This window comes from Streptomyces sp. NPDC059248 (assembly GCF_042753905.1).
GTDB lineage: Bacteria > Actinomycetota > Actinomycetes > Streptomycetales > Streptomycetaceae > Streptomyces.
On sequence record NZ_JBHYZV010000058.1, the window covers coordinates 22,563 to 40,455 of the forward strand.

Sequence of the window (17,893 nt, forward strand, 5' to 3'; positions counted from 1 at the left end):
GCCCCCGCCGACCCCCGCGCCGGTACCCCCGTCGATCCCCGCGCCGGTCCCCCCACCGATCCCCGGGCCGGTACCCCCACCGACCTCCGCCCCGTCGAGCCGTTGTCCGGCCGACCGTTCCATGCCCGTGCCCCCTTCCGCCGCAGCCGTCCTCAGTATCGGCGCACGTCCCGGCCGTTGGGCCGCCGAAGTCTTGGAGTTCCTTGAGTGTCGGGCCCGTGGAGCCCCGTACGCCGGACCACCGGCCGAAGCTGAGGAGCGGCCGGGGCGATCCCGGCGCGACAAAACGGTACGGAACAGTACGGTACGGCGGAGGGAAGACGACGTGAGGGCATGGGCACGCTGGTGCTATCGGCACAGGCTGGTGGTCCTGGTGCTGTGGGTGGTGACGCTGCTTGGTCTGGGCGTGCTGAGCGGGGTCAAGGGGTCGGCGTACTCGAACGACTACACCCTCTCCGGCAGCGACTCCCGCCGGGCGTACGACCTGATGGCATCGGCCTTCCCGGACCGCTCCGGCGACCGGACGACGGTGGTGTGGCGGACCGACGACGGCACGGTCCGCGACGGGGCCGTCCGCGAGCGGCTGGAGCCCGCGTTGCGGGAGATCGCGGGGATGACCGGCGTCGGCGAGGTGATCAGTCCGTACGGCGCCCACGGCGCGCGGGCGATCAGCTCCGACGGCCGGACCGCCTATGCGACCGTCGTCTTCGCCGAGCGTTCGGAGCAGGTTCCGAAGGCGCTGGTCGAGGCGGTCGTCGAGCGCGCGGGCGAGGCCCGTACCGACGGACTGCGGGTCGAACTCGGCGGCCAGGCGATCGTCTACGCCGCCGGACCGCCGGGCGGGACGGCCGAGGCCGTGGGTATCGCCGCGGCCGCGATCGTGCTCTTCGTCGCCTTCGGTTCGTTCTTCGCGATGCTGCTGCCGCTGGTGGTGGCGGTGTTCGGGGTCGGTATCGGACTGCTGGCGACCGGTTTGATCAGCAATGTCGTCACGATGGGCACGGTCGCGCCGCTGCTCGGCACCCTCGTCGGCCTCGGAGTCGGTATCGACTACGCGCTGTTCATCGTCACCCGGCACCGCAAGGCGCTGCTACGGGGCGTCGACCCGGAACGAGCGGCCGTCATGGCGCTCGACACCTCGGGGCGTGCGGTGATCTTCGCGGGCGTCACGGTCTGCATATCCCTGGCGGGGATGCTGGTGACGAATCTGCGCTTCCTCGACGGCATCGTCGTCTCCGCGTCCCTGACGGTGGTCCTGACCGTCCTGGCCTCGATCACCCTGCTGCCCGCGTTGCTGGGCGCGCTCGGTACCAGGGTCCTCAGCCGGGCACAGCGGCGCCGGCTGTCGGCGGGCGGACCCTCGGGTACCGGATCCGCCCCTGCCCCCGCGGCCGACGCGGCCCCGGGTGCGGCCGTCCGCTGGTCCACCCTGGTCGAACGGCGGCCCCGGATCATCGGCGCCGTCGCCCTGCTGGTCATGGTCGTCCTGGCCCTGCCGGTGCTCTCCCTGCGGCTGGGCATCATCGACCACGGCAACCACCCCGAGGACACCACCACGAGGAAGGCGTACGACCTGCTCGCCGACGGCTTCGGCCCCGGTGTCAACGGCCCGCTCCAGATCGTCGTCGACGGCGCGACCCCGGCCGCGGTGGCGGCGCTGACCGAGCGGGCGAAGGCGACCGAGGGGGTCGTACGGGCCGAGGTGCTGCCGGTGCCGCCGGGCTCCCCGGTCTCCGTGATCTCCGTGATCCCGGCGACCGCGCCGCAGGACGAGGCCACCGACCGGCTGGTCGACACCCTGCGCGACGAGGTCGTGAAGCCGTCAGGCGAACAGGCCCATGTCGGCGGGAACACCGCGGTCGGCAAGGACTTCGCCGAGGTCAGCCGCGACCGGCTGCCGTACTTCATCGTCACCGTCGTCGCCCTCGGCGCCCTGCTCCTGCTGATCGCGTTCCGCTCCATCGGGGTACCGCTGCTGGCGGCCGGGATGAATCTGATCGCGGCTGCCGCCTCCTTCGGTGTCATGGTGGCGGTCTTCCAGTGGGGCTGGGGCGGGGAGCTGGCGGGCTTCGGCAAGGAGGGCCCGATCACGGCCTTCCTCCCGGCGCTCATGCTCTCCCTGCTGTTCGGTCTCTCGATGGACTATCAGGTGTTCCTCGTCAGCCGGATGCACGAGGAGTGGATACGCACCGGGGACAACGCCCGTGCCGTCCGGGTGGGCCTCGCCGAGACCGGACGGGTCATCAACTCCGCCGCCCTGATCATGATCTGTGTCTTCTTGGCCTTCGTCTTCAGCGGCGATATGGAGGCCGCGATGGTCGGGGTGGGACTGGCCGCCGCGGTCGCGCTGGACGCGTTCGTCGTACGGACGGCACTGGTCCCGGCCGCGATGCATCTGCTGGGCCGGGCCAACTGGTGGCTGCCGGAACGGCTGGACCGGATCCTGCCGCACCTGGCGGTCGAACCGGCGGACGCAGAGGACTTGGCGGATCCGGCGGACTCGGCGCGCTCAGGGGACTCATCGGCTTCGGCGGACTCGGGCGACTCCGGCCGACCCCCCGAGAAAGCCGGGCTGTCCGTCTCGGGTAAGCGGTAGGCCTTGCGGTAGCCGGGCTCAGGGCACCCCGATCTCCGTCCGGGGTGCCCGTCACTCGGGGGCGGTGTCCGCCCCCGACCCCTCCACCGGGGTCTTCCGCCGCGCGGCCTTGCGCCGTGCGGCGGCGTCGGCTCCGTTCCGCCGGGCCGCCGCGCCCTGCGCCATCCCCGGCAGCAGGTCCGTCAGCAGTTCGTGTACGTCGACCACGAGCGTCCGCAGCACCTTGAAGCGGGCCAGGACGATCCCCTTGGCCGTGATCCGCGCCCCCTGGCCGGCCAGTTGCCGGGCGCGCTCATGGCCGTCGGAGCGGTCGAAGACCCAGCAGAGCACCATGCCCATCTGCGCCAGCCACATCATCTCCGGCAGGGTGTCCTTCAGCTCGGCGGGGACCTTCGTCCGCGACCCGGCCAGCACCTCCCGGTGCATGGCGACGGCCGCCTCCCGCGCGGGCTCCGACTCGGGTGAGAAGGGGCTGAGCGGGCTCTCCGGATCGGCCGCGTTCTTGAAGAACTGGGCCGCGAACTCGTGGTACGGCTCCGCCACGTCGAGCCAGGCGTTCAGCACCCCCGAGAGCCGTTTCGTCAGATCGGTCTCACGGTCCAGCAGGGGTCGTACGGCGGCCCGGTGCTCGGCACCGATCCGGTCGTAGAACCCCTGGACCAGATGCTCCTTGGAGGCGAAGTAGTAGTACGCGTTCCCCACCGACACCCCCGCCTCCTTGGCGATGGCCCGCATCGTGGTCCGGTCGTAACCGCGCTCCTGGAAGAGCCGCAACGCGGTCTCCAGGATCAGGGTGCGGGTCTGCTCGCTCTTGGGCGTCTGCTCGCTCTTGGGGACTCGGGCGACGCTGGGTTCGTTGGTCCGGTCGGTCACGCTGCCCGAGCCTAACCGGGCGGGGCGCACCGGTCGTCACAGGGCGGACCGGCGGAAGGGACGCCTTGGTGGACGCCGTCGTGACCGTAGTCGTGGTCGTCCTCATCACGGTCCCGAGTGGCGGGTATCTCGCGGTCCGCGGCCCCGGTGGCGGACCGGTACGCCGACGCGGCGAGGACCGCTGCCCGGACGAACGGCTTTCCGGCCGGGGTCGCGAGCCGGTGGGCCGTCGCCCGGTGCTCGGCCAGCGCCCACAGACAGACGAGGAACGCCGCGTCGTCCGTGTAGACCTGCCCCCGGTTGCCGATCACGGTGATCCGCCGGAGGGTCGTCGTGTGGTCGAGACCGGGGAAGAGCCCCCGCGCCCGGCCCGATCCGGCGGGAACCAGCTCCAGCGGCACCAGCTGACGCTGCCGTACGAGCCAGTCCCGCAGATGGGCGCAGAGCCCGCACGCCTCGTCGTAGAGCACCGTGAGCCGGTGGACCGGTGTCCTCCGGAGGCTCGGGGCGGATGTCATCGCGGGTCCGGGGCGCCGTGCGGCATGGGCGGCACCCAGCCACCGGGCGCGACCGGCGGCACGGTTTCGCGGTCCATCATCCCGCGCCGCCGGATCTTGTTGAGGACATAGACGTTGGTGAGGTGCAGCAGCCCCAGGACGAGCAGGACCACACCGAACTTCACCGACAGCTCGTCGAACAGCTCACGGGTGTCCAGGATCGTCCCCCCGATCTTCAGATAGAGGGCGACGAAGCCCAGATTCACCAGGTAGAAGCCGACGACCAGCAGATGGTTCACGGCATCGGCGAGCTTCTCGTCGCCGCCGGTCACATCGGCGAGGAAGATCCGGCCGTTGCGGCTCAGTGTGCGGGCGACCCAGACGGTCAGCGCCACGCTGACCGGCAGATAGACCAGGTATCCGACGACATGGAGATCCATTCCCCGACCTTTCTGAACATGTTCAAAAGATCCGACAGCAGGAATGTAGCCCTGTTTTTGAACATGTTCAACGCGGAATAAGGCGTTCCGGAAAGAGGGGGTCGGCGCACCGGCCGACGACGGCGGGAAAAGAGGGAGACCCGGACCCGGCCGCGGGGTAGAGTCCGCCGCGATGATCACGTATGACATAACCGGCACGCCGGACAGCGCACAGAACACCGGGCAGAACACGGGACGGGACGTCGTCCTTCTGCACTCGACGGTCTGCGACCGCCGGATGTGGGACGGCCTGTACGAGTCCCTCGCCGCGGCCGGACACCGCGTCGTCCGCGCCGACTTCCGCGGCTTCGGCGACACCCCCTGCGGCCAGGGGCCCTACAACGACGCCGACGACGTCCTCGCCGTGATGGACGCCGTCGGTATGGACCGCGCGGTCCTGATCGGCGCGTCCTACGGCGGCCGGACCGCCCTGGAGATCGCCGCCCGCTTCCCCGGCCGGGTCGCCGGGCTCGCGCTGCTCTGCGCCGGACTCCCCGGTGTCCCCGACAGCGCCGAGATGACCGCCTTCGACGAGCGCGAGACCGAACTCGTCGGATACGGCGATCTGGAGGAGGCCGCGGCCCTCTGCGCGCGGACGTTCCTCGGGCCCGAGGCCGGTGAGGCGGCCCTGGCGGCCGTGACGGAGATGCAGTACCGGGCGTACGGGATCCAGCTCGCGGGCGCCGACGAGCACAGCGGCGACGGGGACTTCGACCCGGCGGCGCTGGCCGCCGTGACCGTACCGGCCCTGGTCGTCTCCGGCGCCCACGATCTGCCGGACTTCCACGAGGCCGCCGACCGGCAGACGGCGCTACTGCCCGCCGCCCGCCGGCTCCACCTGCCCTGGGCCGGTCATCTGCCGAGCCTGGAGCGCCCGGCGGAGATCACCGCCCTGCTGACGGACTTCGTCAGATCGTGCTGATCGAGCGGGCGTAGTTCACCTGGCCCATGACCTCCTGGAAGGTCATGGCGTTCCGGGCCGGGATCATCGTCGCGTGGTGGCGCCCGCCACCGGTGACGGTGACCTGGATATAGCCGGTGGTCTTCTTCTCCTTCATGAGCAGGAACAGCAGCCCCAGCAGACAGGCGAAGAAGAAGATCACCGCCAGCACGATGGCATGGGCCGGGATCTTCTCCTCCGTCCGGGACATGTCCGTGGCGTTCCAGACAGCGCCGCGCAGCGGCATGTTCCCGGACGGGGTGATGATCGTGTCCGGCAGGACGGTGATGTCGCCGATCGACACCAGCGGTGTCCCGCCCGTCACCGCCCCGGCGCCCATGGTCGGCTGCGCGGGCACCGGCATCCCCTGCATCCCCGGAGCGCCGGGCGCGCCCGGCATCCCGGGCATGGTCGGGTTGTATCCGGCGGCCGGGTCCGGATAGCCGTAACCGGGCGCGGGATGCCCGTAAGCGGGCGTGCCCGGCGGACTGTCCGGGCCCCACTGGTACTCCGGCTGCCCCTCGGCGGACGGCGGCTGCTGCGGTTGCGGCGGCTGGTGAGGCGGCTGCTGAGGCTGGAACGGATCGGGCTGGGTCATCGTCGGGCTCCCCGCTTCCCACGGCGTCGACACGGCAAACAACTCGATCGTACGCCGACGGGCCCCGCGACCACCGGAGTAGTCACGAGGCCCGTCGGATCACCACCGAACCACCGTGGGATCAGAACCGCCGTGGGATCAGAACCGGCGGGTGATGAGCGCCCGCTTCACTTCCTGGATCGCCTTGGTGACCTCGATACCGCGCGGACAGGCGTCCGTACAGTTGAAGGTCGTACGGCAGCGCCAGACGCCGTCCTTGTCGTTGAGGATCTCGAGCCGCTGCTCCCCGGCCTCGTCGCGCGAGTCGAAGATGAAGCGGTGGGCGTTGACGATCGCCGCCGGGCCGAAGTACTGCCCGTCGTTCCAGAACACCGGGCACGACGTGGTGCACGCCGCGCACAGGATGCACTTGGTGGTGTCGTCGAAGCGCTCCCGGTCCTCGGCGGACTGGCGCCGCTCCCGGGTGGGCTCGTTCCCCTTGGTGATCAGGAACGGCATCACGTCCCGGTACGCCTGGAAGAACGGCTCCATGTCCACGACCAGGTCCTTGAGGACCGTCAGGCCCTTGATGGCCTCGATCGTGATCGGCTTGTCCGGGTTGATGTCCTTGATCAGCGTCTTGCAGGCGAGCCTGTTCTTGCCGTTGATCCGCATCGCGTCGGAGCCGCAGATGCCGTGGGCGCACGACCGCCGGAAGGTCAGCGTGCCGTCGATGTCCCACTTGATCTTGTGGAGGCCGTCGAGGACCCGCTCCTTGGGGTCGATGTCGAACTCGAAGTCCTCCCAGACCGCGTGCTCGGACAGCTCCGGGTTGAACCGGCGGATCCGGAACGTGACGGTGATCAGGTCCGACGAGGCCGCCGCCTCGGCCTCCACCTTGTCCATGGTCGGGGTAGCCATCAGTACTTACGCTCCATCGGCTGGTAGCGGGTCTGGACGACCGGCTTGTAGTCGAGCCGGACGGTCTCGGAGCCGTCCTCGCCGACCTCGCGGTACGCCATGGTGTGGCGCATGAAGTTGACGTCGTCCCGGTTGGGGTAGTCCTCGCGGTAGTGACCGCCGCGGGACTCCTTGCGCGCCAGCGCGGAGACGGCCATGACCTCGGCCAGCTCCAGCAGGTTGCCCAGCTCGACGGCCTCCAGCAGATCCGTGTTGAAGCGCTTGCCCTTGTCCTGGACGGACACGTTCTTGTAGCGCTCGCGCAGCTCGCCGATCTTCTCGACGGCCGTCTTGATGGTCTGCTCGGTACGGAACACCATCACATTGGCGTCCATGGTCTCCTGAAGCTCGCGGCGGATCTCCGCCACGCGCTCGTTGCCCGTGGACTCGCGCAGCCGCTCCACCATGTCCTCGACGAGCGCGGCCGGGTTCTCCGGCAGCTCGACGTAGTCGGCGGTCGCGGAGTACTCGGCGGCGGCGATACCCGCCCGGCGCCCGAAGACGTTGATGTCCAGGAGCGAGTTGGTGCCGAGACGGTTGGCGCCGTGCACGGAGACGCAGGCGACCTCGCCGGCGGCGTACAGACCGGGTACGACGGTGGTGTTGTCCGCCAGCACCTCGCCCTCGACGTTCGTCGGGATGCCGCCCATGGCGTAGTGCGCGGTCGGCTGGATCGGGATCGGGTCCGTGTAGGGCTCGATACCGAGATAGGTCCGGGCGAACTCGGTGATGTCGGGCAGCTTGGCGTCCAGCTGCTCCGGCGGCAGATGCGTCAGGTCCAGGTACACGTGGTCGCCCTCGGGACCGCAGCCGCGGCCCTCGCGGATCTCCGTGTAGATGGAGCGGGAGACCACGTCGCGCGAGGCGAGGTCCTTCATGACGGGCGCGTACTTCTCCATGAAGCGCTCGCCGTCCTTGTTGCGGAGGATGCCGCCCTCGCCGCGGGCGCCCTCGGTGAGCAGGATGCCCATCCGCCAGATGCCCGTCGGGTGGAACTGGAAGAACTCCATGTCCTCCAGCGGCAGCCCGCGCCGGTAGCAGGCCGCCTGGCCGTCACCCGTCAGCGTGTGCGCGTTGGAGGTCACCTTGAAGAACTTGCCGGTGCCGCCGGAGGCGTAGATGACCGCCTTCGCCTGGAAGATATGGATCTCACCGGTGGCCAGCTCGTACGCCACCACACCGGCGGAGCGCTTGACCCCGTCGACCTCGGTGATCAGCTGGTCGAGGACGTAGAACTCGTTGAAGAACTCCACGCCCTCCTTGACGCAGTTCTGGTACAGCGTCTGGAGGATCATGTGGCCGGTGCGGTCCGCGGCGTAGCAGGACCGGCGGACCGGGGCCTCGCCGTGGTTGCGGGAGTGGCCGCCGAAGCGGCGCTGGTCGATGGTGCCGTCCGGGGTCCGGTTGAACGGCAGGCCCATCTTCTCCAGGTCGAGGACGGCGTCGATGGCCTCCTTCGCCAGGATCTCGGCGGCGTCCTGGTCGACCAGGTAGTCACCGCCCTTGACCGTGTCGAAGGTGTGCCACTCCCAGTTGTCCTCCTCCACGTTCGCCAGCGCGGCGGCCATGCCGCCCTGAGCGGCGCCCGTGTGGGAGCGGGTGGGGTAGAGCTTGGTCAGTACCGCCGTACGGCTGCGCTTGGTGGCCTCGATGGCCGCGCGCATGCCCGCGCCGCCGGCGCCGACGATGACGGTGTCGTACTTGTGGATCTTCATGAGGTGTCGTCAGCCCCGGCTCTAGCGGATGTTCGGGTCGAAGGTGAAGATCACCAGCGTGCCCAGCAGGATGGTGAACACCGTGGCGGTGTACAGCAGGCCCTTGAGCCACAGCCGCGTGTTCGGGCGCTCGGCGTAGTCGTTGATGACGGTACGCAGGCCGTTGCCGCCGTGCAGCATGGCGAGCCACAGCATCAGCAGATCCCAGACCTGCCAGAACGGGGACGCCCAGCGGCCCGCGACAAACGCGAAGCCGATCTTGGAGACGCCGCCGTCGAGCACCAGCTGGATGATCAGGTGGCCGATGACCAGGACCACCAGCACGACACCGGAGAGGCGCATGAAGAGCCATGCGGCCATCTCGAAGTTGCCGCGGGTGGAGCGGGGGGTCCGGCCGGTCCGCTTGCGCGGGGGCTCGATCACGGGCGCCGGGTTGTCGACGTCGTACTCCGGGCCGGAATCGGCGCCGGTCTCGACGGGGCCGATGGCGGAAGAGGTGTCAGCGGACATAGCGGCGTCAGCCTCCGAAGACTTCACGTGCGGCGTGGCCGAGGACGGGGTACAGGGCACCCGCCATCAGCACGATCCAGATGCCCATCACGGTCCAGAGCATCTGCTTCTGGTAGCGCGGTCCCTTGGACCAGAAGTCCACGGCGATGACCCGCAGGCCGTTGAGCGCGTGGAAGAGGACGGCCGCCACCAGGCCGTACTCCAACAGGGCGACGATCGGCGTCTTGTAGACGGCCACGACCTTGTCGTAGTCCTCTGGCGAGACGCGGACGAGAGCAGTGTCCAGGACGTGAACGAACAGGAAGAAGAAGATGAGGACGCCGGTGACTCGATGAGCCACCCAGGACCACATTCCTTCCCGGCCGCGGTACAGCGTTCCAGCCGGCACGGAAGAACCCTCCGGGAGCGGGGACTGGGGCCTGCCGGCTTGGGGTGTCGGTCTGGCCCGGCCGGGTACGGTCCACCGGCCCCGGCCATCGTAGCGACGCTTTGTCGGTTCGTTCGCGCCGGGTCCTCCGGTGTGATCAAACCGGCAATCAAACAGCCACGGACGGGCTACCGGGAACGACCGGCGGAAACGGCTCGCCCCACCCGGCCGCGAGCTGTCGCAGCCGCCCCCGGGCGACCCCCCTCAGCTGCTCGGCCGCGACCTCCCGCTCGTCCTCGGGCTCCTGGGTCAGCCGGAGCCGGATGTCCGCCAGGATCTGGTCGAGCCGCTCTTCCGGCCGGTAGCCGTCGAGGCAGATCACGAACGGGTGACCGAAGCGTGCCTCGTACGCGTCGTGCGCCGCGGCCAGCGCCATCAGGACGTGCGGACGCTGCGGCACGTCCGGATGCGGCCCTGCCGGGTACTCGTCGGCGAGCGCCTCGGTGAGATCGGCGGGGCGCAGGTCGTATGCCGCCTCGTCGCCGGCGGCCAGCAGGGCCGAGGTGTCCGGGTACGGGCGGTGCGCCGCCACCCGCTCGGCCCAGCGGGCGCTGCCGCAGCAGGCGAGCAGGGCGGCGATGGCCTCCTCGTGCGACGCCTCGTTCAGACGCGCCACGCCCGGGGCGGTCCGCCGGGCGCCCCCGCCGCGCTCCGGTGGCCGGGCGGAGCCCGCCGTTCCACCCTGGTGCCCGGGGACGCGTCCGTCATCGGCGCGCCGGGGACTGCCGGTCGCCTGGGCGGGTAAGACGAACCCGGTCACCGGTGCGCCCCGCAGGGCGCCCGGCGGACCGGTCCCGGTTTCGGAATCGCTGAACAGCGTGGGCTCCTCAAAGCGGAGGACGAGAGGACGACACAGGCAGTAAAGGCGCCCGCCACGCCCGTCACGGCGTCGAACTGGTGAGGGAGGGGCGAATGGGACACAACGCTATCCAGGTGTACGAGCAGAGGTCCGACGGATGCGCGATTTTCACCCGGACGGGAGGGTTTCGGACCATGTGATGGACGGAAGATGGGCAGATCTTGACGTTCCTGAACGGATGAGCCGGTGGGAGGCAGACGAGTGATACGCAACGCGGCACCGGCCCTTCGGGCGCGCCGCCGGTCCCGGGGTACCGCCGCCGCCCTTCTGGCGGTCGTCGGCCTCGCCCTGGGCGGCTGCTCGGCCGGCGGTTCGGACTCGTCCGCCGCCGAGTCCTCCGGGCCGACTCCCGCCGCCCCCGCCACGTCGGCCACCCGGCCAGGACCGCCCACCACCGCCCCGGACAGCACCCTCCCCCTCTCCGCCGCGCCCGCGACCGTGCCCGCCGTCACCCGCCACACCCCGGCCCGCGGCCCCGGCTGGAAACCGGGCCCCGGCTCCCGGGTCGTCGTCGCCCCCGGCCGCGAGCGGCTCGCCGGGGAGGCCCGGATACTCGCCCGGGAGCTGAAGCTCCCCTACGCGGGCACGGCCGTCGTCCGACCGGGCGACATCGAACTGACCGACGGCGACGGCGCGCCGCGCGAGGCCGAGTCGTACACCGTCCGCACCGGCGGCGACCGGGTCCTGATCACCGGCCGGGACCGGGCGGGCGTCTTCTACGGCACCCGGACCGTGAAACAGGCCCTGCGCTCCGGGGGTGTCGTCCCGGAGGGCGAGATCACCGACACGCCCGCCAAGCCGCAGCGCGGACTGATGATCGACATCGCCCGGAAGCCGTTCGACGCGCGCTGGATCGAGGACCGGCTGCGTGAGATGGCCGACCTCAAGCTGAACCAGCTGGGGCTCCACTTCTCCGACGACCAGGGGTTCAGGATCGAGTCGAGCACCCACCCCGAGGTGGTCTCGGCGCAGCGGCTGACCAAGGCCGAGGTCCGGCGGATCCTGGCGCTCGCCGCGTCGCTCCACATCACCGTGATCCCCGAGATCGACTCGCCGGGCCACCTCGGCGCGGTCCTGAAGAAGTATCCGGAGCTACGGCTGAAGGACGCGTCCGGCCGGGTCGTCCCCGGCGCGATCGACATCGGCGACCCGGCGTCCGCGCGGCTCGTCGACGAACTGCTGCGGGAGTACGCCGAGCTGTTCGAGGGACCGTACTGGCATCTGGGCGGCGACGAGTACCAGGCGCTGACCAGGCGCGACCCCGAGGCGTCCTTCCCCGACCTGGCGGCGAAGGCCCGCGCGGCGTACGGCCCCGGCGGCCGGGTCAGCGACCTGGCCACCCGCTGGGTGAACGACCGGGCCGCCGTCGTCCGCGACCTCGGCCGCCGGCCCAAGGCGTGGAACGACGGCTTCTTCCGCGGCGGCGCGGTCGCCGTCGACAAGGACGTCGAGGTCGAGTACTGGACGGGCAAGGAGATCGGCGCCCGCGCCCCTGAGGAGTATCTGGCCGAGGGCCGCCCGGTGGTGAACCTCAACGACGAGTACCTCTACTACGTCCTGGGCGAGCCCAACGACTTCACCTACCCGACCGGCCGCCGGATATACGAGGAGTGGACCCCGCTGGTCCTCCGCGGCACCAAGCCGGTACCGGAGCGGTACGAGTCCCGGATCCGCGGCGCGAGCTTCGCGGTCTGGTGCGACCTGGCGGGGGCGCAGACCCCGGACCAGGTCGCGCGCGGCATAGCGCTCCCGCTCGCGGCCACGGCCCAAAAGGTCTGGGACGAGCGGCCGCCGTCCCGGTCGTGGGCGGACTTCGAGTCCCTGGCCCGGCGCGTCTCCTGACTCCTGACTCCTGACGCCGGCTCGATGTTCCCGGCCTCGCCGGGTGACTGATTCGAGGGCGCACCCGGAACACGACCCCGTCCCCGGTATCACGGCCTATCCCGTTGGACGTGGACCCGTCAGAACGCGTACCGTCCGCAGACGCCCGTGACCGGGGGTCGCCACGACCTCGGGGGAGCGCGCCGGTACCGACCCGCACCGCTCCCGCCGTCTGCGCCGCGCGCGTCTTTCTTTCTTCGCCAGGGGGGCGTACCGATGACACCTTGTTCCATCTGCCACCGGAATCCGGCGGCTACCGCGCAGGGCCTGTGCGGCCCGTGCGCCACCAGCGCCACCGCCGTCGCCCAGCCCGCCGCGCAGCCCGCGCCGCCCGGCCCCGCGTACGGGTACGGCAACCCCGCCGCGGCTTCGTACCCGCCCCCGGCGTACGGTGCCGCGCCCTACGGCGCCCCGATGCCATTCGCCCCGGCACCTCCGCGGGTCACGGCCCCGGTCGGGCTGTCGTACGCGGTGATCGCCCTGCTCGGTGTCTACGTCCTGGCCGCGCTGTTGTCGGTCGGCGCGTCCCTGAACCTCGCCTCCGTCGCGGAGGACATGGATGTCTCGCCCTTCTCCGTCACCAAGGACGACGCCGACGACGCCGACGCCCTGATGGCCCTGGCCATCGTGTTCAGGGTGCTGGTGGTGATCGTGACCGGGATCCTCTTCATCATCTGGTTCGCGATAGCCCGTGGCAACGCCGCCGCCTTCGCGCCCCAGATCGACAAGTGGGGCAAGGGCTTCGCGGTCGGCGGCTGGTTCATCCCCTTCGCGTGCGTCGCGATCCCGCGGCTGGTCGCGGGAGCCACATGGGAAGCCAGCCGCCGGAACCCTTACGCCCCCAAGTCGGAGCAGCCGCGCACGATCCTCACCGTGTGGTGGACCCTGTGCATCGTGAGCTACCTGGCCTGGCAGGGCACGGTCATGAACTACGACAAGGCGGAGACACCCGGGGCGCTGAAGAGCGCGGCGTACGGGCTCGTCTTCGCCGACCTGCTCAGTGTCGCCGCCGCCGTGATGGCCATTTTCGTCGTCCGGAAGATCACCCGCATGCAGGTCGAGAAGATCGCCATGGGCTGGCAGCCCGCGATGCCGATCATGCCCACGATGCCCAGGGCCTACTGACCGGCACGGCACGATCCGGCGCATGCCGACGGTACGGGCCCGCCCGGGGGAGTGCGGGCCCGCACCGCGGCCCGGGGGGCTCGAACGGACCGTCGCAAGACGCCCGCAGGCCACTCTCCGGTTGGCCCGAATGTAACAGAGCCATGGCGTAAGTGTGTACGATCCGGACCGACTTGGTGGAGTAGTGGACGTGTCCTGACCTTCCCGGCTCCGTGCACCCATGGCGCGCCACTCGCGAAGCGAGTAGTTTGCGCCATCGAGTTCGCAGGTGGAGCAGCGGCCTGGGGCCGCGAGGGGAGGCGTCCTGTGGCGTCCGATGGCCTGAGTGACCTTAGTGACCTGAGAGAGCTGATCGCGCGGGCCGACGAGCGCGCGCTCGCCGCCAGTGGTGTGGCCTGTCTGGAACGGTGCCTTCCGCTGCTGGGGGACGGTATCGCCGACCCCGAGGCGCTGCGCCCGCTGTGGGCGGCGCTCGCCAACGGCCCGGCACGCTGGGCCGGGCGCCTCGGGGAGGCGCGGGAGTCCCTCAAGGGCCCGCCGGAGCGGGACACCGGTGAACCCGACTCGGCCGACGCCGTACGCGCCATGCTGGAAGGGGCGCCCGCCGAGTGGGCCGCGGGCCCGCTCCGGGCCTGGGCCGAGGAGTGCTCCGGTACGGCCCTCGCCCTCCACCGCCGCTACGGCACGGGGGAGGCCACCGACGCGGATCCACTGACCGCCGGTGAGCTGCGGCGCCAGATCCGCGTGCTGGAACTCCTCGCCGACGGCGAGGGCACGGCCGGCCTGCGCCAGGCGCTGAACGCCGCCACCGAGGGCCGCCGGGTCCTGGCCGCGGCCGTCTCCCGCCGGGCCCGCGGCGGCGGCTCCCGCCCCTGACCGCCCAAAGTGTGGCCCGCGTCACGTCGTCGGGCCGGTGGGTGTGAAACCCGGCGCGCTGGTGAGACGAGCAGAAGGAGCAGGGTTCTTCGGGAGGACGACCGGGGCCGCCACCCCCCACAGGAGAGGCCCCGGTCGCCGTCCGCAGGGTCCGCGGAACGGCCCCGTAATCCACTCTGCGCCGGGCGGTCGATTTCTGTCACTGTCCGTTCGGAAGCAGTCGCTCGCAATTTTGTTGCAAGTTGTACAAGCCGTGGACGAGGCGCTGTACGACGACGTAGCGTGCGGTCTCGTACAAGGGCTGAGAGCACAGCGGCGCAGCGCTGACCGGCTGCGGAACCGAAAAGGCACAGACACGGGTACAGGTAGAGATTGTGCTGGGGGACGACGCGGAGCTGACGGCCGCGGTGCTCGCGGCACAGGACGGGGACGAGTGCGCGTTCCGTTCTGTGTACCGCGCGGTGCACCCGCGGCTGCTCGGCTATGTGCGGACGCTCGTCGGGGAGCCCGACGCCGAGGACGTGACGTCCGAGGCGTGGCTCCAGATAGCCCGCGACCTCGACCGGTTCAGCGGGGACGCGGACCGGTTTCGCGGCTGGGCGGCGCGGATAGCCCGCAATCGCGCGCTGGATCATATACGGATGCGGGGGCGGCGTCCCGCGGTCGGCGGCGACGAATCGGAACTGACCGGCCGGGCCGCCGATTCGGACACCGCGGACGAGGCGATGGAGGCCCTGGCCACCGGGCGGGCCATGGCGCTGATAGCCCGGCTTCCTCAGGACCAGGCGGAGGCCGTGGTCCTCAGGGTGGTCGTCGGGCTGGACGCCAAGAGCGCCGCCAAGACTCTGGGGAAGCGGCCGGGAGCCGTCAGGACCGCCGCGCACCGGGGGCTGAAACGGCTGGCCGAAATGCTCGGCGGCGACGATACGGAGGGCGTCAGTCCGAGTTCCCGGGGGGCGGTCGACGAGGTCGCGGGGGCCGGGCGGCCGGAGCCGGTGCGGGGGCTTGACGGGGTGCCGCCGCAGCGGGGCAGGAAGCGGGGGGAGCGGGAGTCCGCGGGTGTGACGCATTCCCGTTGGCGGACGCAGAAGGACATGTGATGGCCGACGACCGGAACGAGTGGCTCGACCAGGTGACGGCGGAGCGTCTGCTGCGCGGTGAACCGGTCGGGGAACTCGGAGACCTCGGCGAACCCGCGCGTCGGGACGCCGTACGGCTGGCCGACGCGCTGCGCGCCGCCGCCGAACCGGAGGCCGGTGCCGACCGCGGCGACAGGGCGTTGCCCGGTGAGGACGCGGCCGTGGCGGCGTTCCGGGCCGCGTCCGCCGCCCGCGCCGCGAACGCGGGGGGCGGGGTCGGGAGCGCGGGCGTCGTCACGGTGGGGGCGCGGGGCCGGGACGACCGGCCGGGAGCCGGGCGGCGACGGCCGCTCACACCGCTCCGGCTCGGCTTTGTGGCAGTCGTGGCCGGATTCGCCATCGGCGGGGTCGCCGTCGCCTCCGACTTCCTGCCCTCCCCCTTCGACGACACCGACACCTCGACGGTCGGGACGTCCGTCTCCGACGGGACTTCGACGGGGTCGCTGGGCGAGGCGCCCGGCGAGACGTCCCGTGCGCCCGGCGTACTCGACGGTGACGGCCCTCCGGAGGTCTCCCCGTCCCGTCCGGTCAAGGGCACCGGGATCGGCCAGAGCGAGCGGACGGGGTCCAAGGGCGAGAAGGCGCGCAGGATCGCGAAGGCGTGCCGGGAACATCGCGCCGAGGTCCTCGGCGCGGAAGGGCGCGAGCTGCTGGAGCGGGAGGCCAAGGGCCGGGCCGCCGTGGAAGCCTTCTGCGACCGGGTACTCGGCCGGGCCGCCGGTACGCATCCGGGCGCGGGCGGTGGTGGCGCCCGGGGTTCCCAGGGCACCCCCGGCGCCGGGCACGGCCACGGCCACGGCCACGGACATGGGCACGACCACGGCCAGGGCAAGCCGAACGGCAAGGCCAAGAACAAGGACAAGGGCCAGGGGAAGGGCCGCGGGAACGGGAACGGCCAGGGCGGCGCGGTCGGTGGTGTCGGTGGTGTCGGCGGTGGCTCCCAGGACACCCGGCCGGGTCAGGCGAATCCCCCCGGCAAGGACAAGACGGAGAAGGCCCCCAAGCCTCCCAAGCCCGTCGAGAAGCAGAAGCAGAAGCAGGGCACTGCCCCGCAAGGGGACGTCACCGACGGCACGGTGAACGGCGACGTCACCCGCGACGTCATTCGCGACGAGAGCGCCACCTTCTTCGCCGCGCCCTTCGCGTCGACGCTGCCCGCCTGACCTGGGTCTTCTCGGAATTCTGCGGGTGCTGTGACACTTTCGCGCACCGCGACGCTGTACAGAGTGAGCCGACTGGTCATCGGCGAGCGCCAAGAAGCCGGGGTTCCCCCCGTACCTACGGCTTGGCGCACCGGCGCGGGCGGGGCACGTTCCCCCGGTCCCGCCCGCGCCCCTTCTTCCCGTTGCCGACGTTCCCGATGTTCCTGACGTTCCAAACGACCCGGCGGCGGCTCACCAGTGCACAACGACCTTGTCGCCGATCCTGACCTGGTCGAAGAGCGCGGCGATCGCGCCCCGGTCCCGGACGTTGACACAGCCGTGCGAGGCGCCGCCGTAGCCCTGGGCGGCGAAGTCCGCCGAGTAGTGGACGGCCTGGCCGCCGCTGAAGAAGAGGCTGTACGGCATCGGTGTGTCGTACAGGTTCGAGATGTGGTCGCGCTCCTTCCGGAACACCGAGAACACGCCCTCCCGGGTCGGGGTCTCCTCGCCGCCGAACCGGACGTCCATCGCGGACCGCACCTTGCCGTCCACCACCCAGGACAGGGTGCGGCTCGTCTTGCTGACGCACAGCGCCCGGCCGTTGAGGCACCGGGGATCCAGCTTCGCCGCCGGTTTCGTCCCGGCGGTCCTGCCGTCCAGTTCGTCGCGGGTGGGCCGCTTCGTCATTCCGAGCAGCCGGTCCCAGGTCACGGTGTCGACCGCGCCGGTGGCGGGCAGTCCCCGCTTGTCCTGGAAGCCCCGTACGGCGGCGGCCGTGACCCGGCCGTACGTACCCGTGGGCCGTTCGTCGAACCAGCTGAGCTGGGCGAGCCGGGCCTGGAGCTCCCGTACCCGCTTCCCGCTGTCGCCCCGTTCCATCAGTACGGGGGCTGGCGGCGCGGTCGTCGCGGGCTCCGACGCGTCGTCAGACGGGGAGGCGGACGGGGACGCGGACGGGCCGGGCGGTTCGGTGGACGGGGAGGGCGCGGGCGACGACGGCGGTACGGTCAGCCCGTCGTCGTACGGCGCGGCGCCGCCGGACGCCTTGCCCGACGCCTTGCCGTCCGCCGCGGCGTCGACCGCTCCGGCCGGGCTCTCGGTGGCCCGCGCCGAACAGCTCACGGTGAGCGCGACGACCGCCGCGGCGGCGAGCGCCTTGTGTACGTATCCGGTGTGCCCCGTCATCGCCGTCCCCCTGTACCCCGGTAACCCGGTACCCCTGTGGTGGCCCACCCTTGAGGATGCTCTTTCCGCCCTGCCGGGGTGTCCGTTCTTGAGCATCATGGGGAAGGCGAGG

The 17,893-nt window shown here is 71.3% G+C and carries 17 protein-coding genes; 7 read left to right on the forward strand and 10 right to left on the reverse strand.

Annotated elements, in window-relative coordinates; all coding sequences use genetic code 11:
* Positions 1-325: 325 nt before the first annotated feature.
* Positions 326-2,596 (forward strand): MMPL family transporter, encoded by a 2,271-nt coding sequence (locus tag ACFXG1_RS23365; RefSeq protein WP_384744389.1) that lies wholly within the window; start codon positions 326-328, stop codon positions 2,594-2,596.
* A gap of 51 nt (positions 2,597-2,647) precedes the next feature.
* On the opposite strand, the gene ACFXG1_RS23370 is transcribed toward ACFXG1_RS23365, so the two are convergent.
* The 3 genes from ACFXG1_RS23370 to ACFXG1_RS23380 are packed head-to-tail and all read right to left on the reverse strand — an operon-like array spanning position 2,648 to position 4,406.
* Entirely contained in the window at positions 2,648-3,469 is an 822-nt protein-coding gene (locus ACFXG1_RS23370) for a TetR/AcrR family transcriptional regulator (RefSeq protein WP_384707660.1), read from the reverse strand.
* Positions 3,470-3,480: 11 nt separating this feature from the next.
* Positions 3,481-3,987, reverse strand: coding sequence for a thiol-disulfide oxidoreductase DCC family protein (locus tag ACFXG1_RS23375; RefSeq protein WP_384707663.1), 507 nt, complete (start codon positions 3,985-3,987; stop codon positions 3,481-3,483).
* Positions 3,984-4,406 (reverse strand): hypothetical protein, encoded by a 423-nt coding sequence (locus tag ACFXG1_RS23380; protein WP_384707666.1) that lies wholly within the window; start codon positions 4,404-4,406, stop codon positions 3,984-3,986. Before ACFXG1_RS23380 ends, ACFXG1_RS23375 begins: the two co-directional genes overlap by 4 nt.
* A gap of 172 nt (positions 4,407-4,578) precedes the next feature.
* Here ACFXG1_RS23380 and ACFXG1_RS23385 point away from each other — a divergent pair, with 172 nt between their 5' ends.
* Positions 4,579-5,367, forward strand: coding sequence for an alpha/beta fold hydrolase (locus tag ACFXG1_RS23385; RefSeq protein ID WP_384707669.1), 789 nt, complete (start codon positions 4,579-4,581; stop codon positions 5,365-5,367).
* Here the strand turns inward: ACFXG1_RS23385 and ACFXG1_RS23390 are convergent.
* From ACFXG1_RS23390 to ACFXG1_RS23415, 6 genes are all read right to left on the reverse strand, one after another.
* On the reverse strand, positions 5,354-5,983 hold the full coding sequence (locus ACFXG1_RS23390; RefSeq protein ID WP_384707672.1) for a hypothetical protein: 630 nt from the start codon (positions 5,981-5,983) through the stop codon (positions 5,354-5,356). The genes ACFXG1_RS23385 and ACFXG1_RS23390 overlap by 14 nt on opposite strands.
* A gap of 138 nt (positions 5,984-6,121) precedes the next feature.
* Complete coding sequence (locus ACFXG1_RS23395; RefSeq protein WP_384707675.1) at positions 6,122-6,883, reverse strand: succinate dehydrogenase iron-sulfur subunit; 762 nt, start codon at positions 6,881-6,883, stop codon at positions 6,122-6,124.
* The gene (gene sdhA / locus ACFXG1_RS23400; protein WP_384707678.1) at positions 6,883-8,637 is read right to left on the reverse strand and encodes a succinate dehydrogenase flavoprotein subunit; all 1,755 of its coding nucleotides are present in this window, start codon (positions 8,635-8,637) and stop codon (positions 6,883-6,885) included. The genes ACFXG1_RS23395 and sdhA overlap by 1 nt, the downstream gene beginning before the upstream one ends.
* Positions 8,638-8,658: 21 nt before the next feature.
* On the reverse strand, positions 8,659-9,147 hold the full coding sequence (locus tag ACFXG1_RS23405) for a succinate dehydrogenase hydrophobic membrane anchor subunit (RefSeq protein WP_384707681.1): 489 nt from the start codon (positions 9,145-9,147) through the stop codon (positions 8,659-8,661).
* Between the two features lie 7 nt (positions 9,148-9,154).
* A complete protein-coding gene (gene sdhC / locus ACFXG1_RS23410; RefSeq protein WP_078902167.1) occupies positions 9,155-9,535 on the reverse strand; it encodes a succinate dehydrogenase, cytochrome b556 subunit in 381 nt (126 codons plus the stop codon).
* Positions 9,536-9,683: 148 nt separating this feature from the next.
* Complete coding sequence (locus ACFXG1_RS23415) at positions 9,684-10,190, reverse strand: 2-oxo-4-hydroxy-4-carboxy-5-ureidoimidazoline decarboxylase (RefSeq protein ID WP_384707684.1); 507 nt, start codon at positions 10,188-10,190, stop codon at positions 9,684-9,686.
* Positions 10,191-10,634: 444 nt separating this feature from the next.
* Between ACFXG1_RS23415 and ACFXG1_RS23420 the strand changes: the two genes are divergently transcribed.
* The 5 genes from ACFXG1_RS23420 to ACFXG1_RS23440 all read left to right on the forward strand — a co-directional run bounded on the left by ACFXG1_RS23420 (position 10,635) and on the right by ACFXG1_RS23440 (position 16,617).
* A complete protein-coding gene (locus tag ACFXG1_RS23420; RefSeq protein ID WP_384744393.1) occupies positions 10,635-12,275 on the forward strand; it encodes a family 20 glycosylhydrolase in 1,641 nt (546 codons plus the stop codon).
* A gap of 255 nt (positions 12,276-12,530) precedes the next feature.
* A complete protein-coding gene (locus ACFXG1_RS23425) occupies positions 12,531-13,439 on the forward strand; it encodes a DUF4328 domain-containing protein (protein WP_384707690.1) in 909 nt (302 codons plus the stop codon).
* Between the two features lie 306 nt (positions 13,440-13,745).
* Positions 13,746-14,315 carry a hypothetical protein gene (locus ACFXG1_RS23430; protein WP_384744395.1) on the forward strand — a complete coding sequence of 190 codons (570 nt, stop codon included), beginning with the start codon at positions 13,746-13,748 and terminating at the stop codon, positions 14,313-14,315.
* A 374-nt stretch (positions 14,316-14,689) separates the two neighbouring features.
* On the forward strand, positions 14,690-15,415 hold the full coding sequence (locus ACFXG1_RS23435) for an RNA polymerase sigma factor (RefSeq protein ID WP_384720451.1): 726 nt from the start codon (positions 14,690-14,692) through the stop codon (positions 15,413-15,415).
* Positions 15,415-16,617 (forward strand): hypothetical protein, encoded by a 1,203-nt coding sequence (locus tag ACFXG1_RS23440; protein WP_384720454.1) that lies wholly within the window; start codon positions 15,415-15,417, stop codon positions 16,615-16,617. Before ACFXG1_RS23435 ends, ACFXG1_RS23440 begins: the two co-directional genes overlap by 1 nt.
* A 231-nt stretch (positions 16,618-16,848) precedes the next feature.
* Here the strand turns inward: ACFXG1_RS23440 and ACFXG1_RS23445 are convergent, their stop codons facing one another.
* Positions 16,849-17,781 (reverse strand): peptidoglycan-binding protein, encoded by a 933-nt coding sequence (locus ACFXG1_RS23445; protein ID WP_384720456.1) that lies wholly within the window; start codon positions 17,779-17,781, stop codon positions 16,849-16,851.
* Positions 17,782-17,893 lie beyond the last annotated feature (112 nt).

Bases quoted from the DNA above. Each gene is read 5' to 3' on its own strand.
- sdhA (WP_384707678.1), bottom strand. From the start codon at position 8,637: ATGAAGATCCACAAGTACGACACCGTCATCGTCGGCGCCGGCGGCGCG.
- ACFXG1_RS23380 (WP_384707666.1), bottom strand. From the start codon at position 4,406: ATGGATCTCCATGTCGTCGGATACCTGGTCTATCTGCCGGTCAGCGTG.
- ACFXG1_RS23425 (WP_384707690.1), top strand. From the start codon at position 12,531: ATGACACCTTGTTCCATCTGCCACCGGAATCCGGCGGCTACCGCGCAG.
- ACFXG1_RS23440 (WP_384720454.1), top strand. From the start codon at position 15,415: ATGGCCGACGACCGGAACGAGTGGCTCGACCAGGTGACGGCGGAGCGT.
- ACFXG1_RS23385 (WP_384707669.1), top strand. From the start codon at position 4,579: ATGATCACGTATGACATAACCGGCACGCCGGACAGCGCACAGAACACC.
- ACFXG1_RS23395 (WP_384707675.1), bottom strand. From the start codon at position 6,883: ATGGCTACCCCGACCATGGACAAGGTGGAGGCCGAGGCGGCGGCCTCG.
- ACFXG1_RS23390 (WP_384707672.1), bottom strand. From the start codon at position 5,983: ATGACCCAGCCCGATCCGTTCCAGCCTCAGCAGCCGCCTCACCAGCCG.
- ACFXG1_RS23445 (WP_384720456.1), bottom strand. From the start codon at position 17,781: ATGACGGGGCACACCGGATACGTACACAAGGCGCTCGCCGCCGCGGCG.
- ACFXG1_RS23405 (WP_384707681.1), bottom strand. From the start codon at position 9,147: ATGTCCGCTGACACCTCTTCCGCCATCGGCCCCGTCGAGACCGGCGCC.
- ACFXG1_RS23375 (WP_384707663.1), bottom strand. From the start codon at position 3,987: ATGACATCCGCCCCGAGCCTCCGGAGGACACCGGTCCACCGGCTCACG.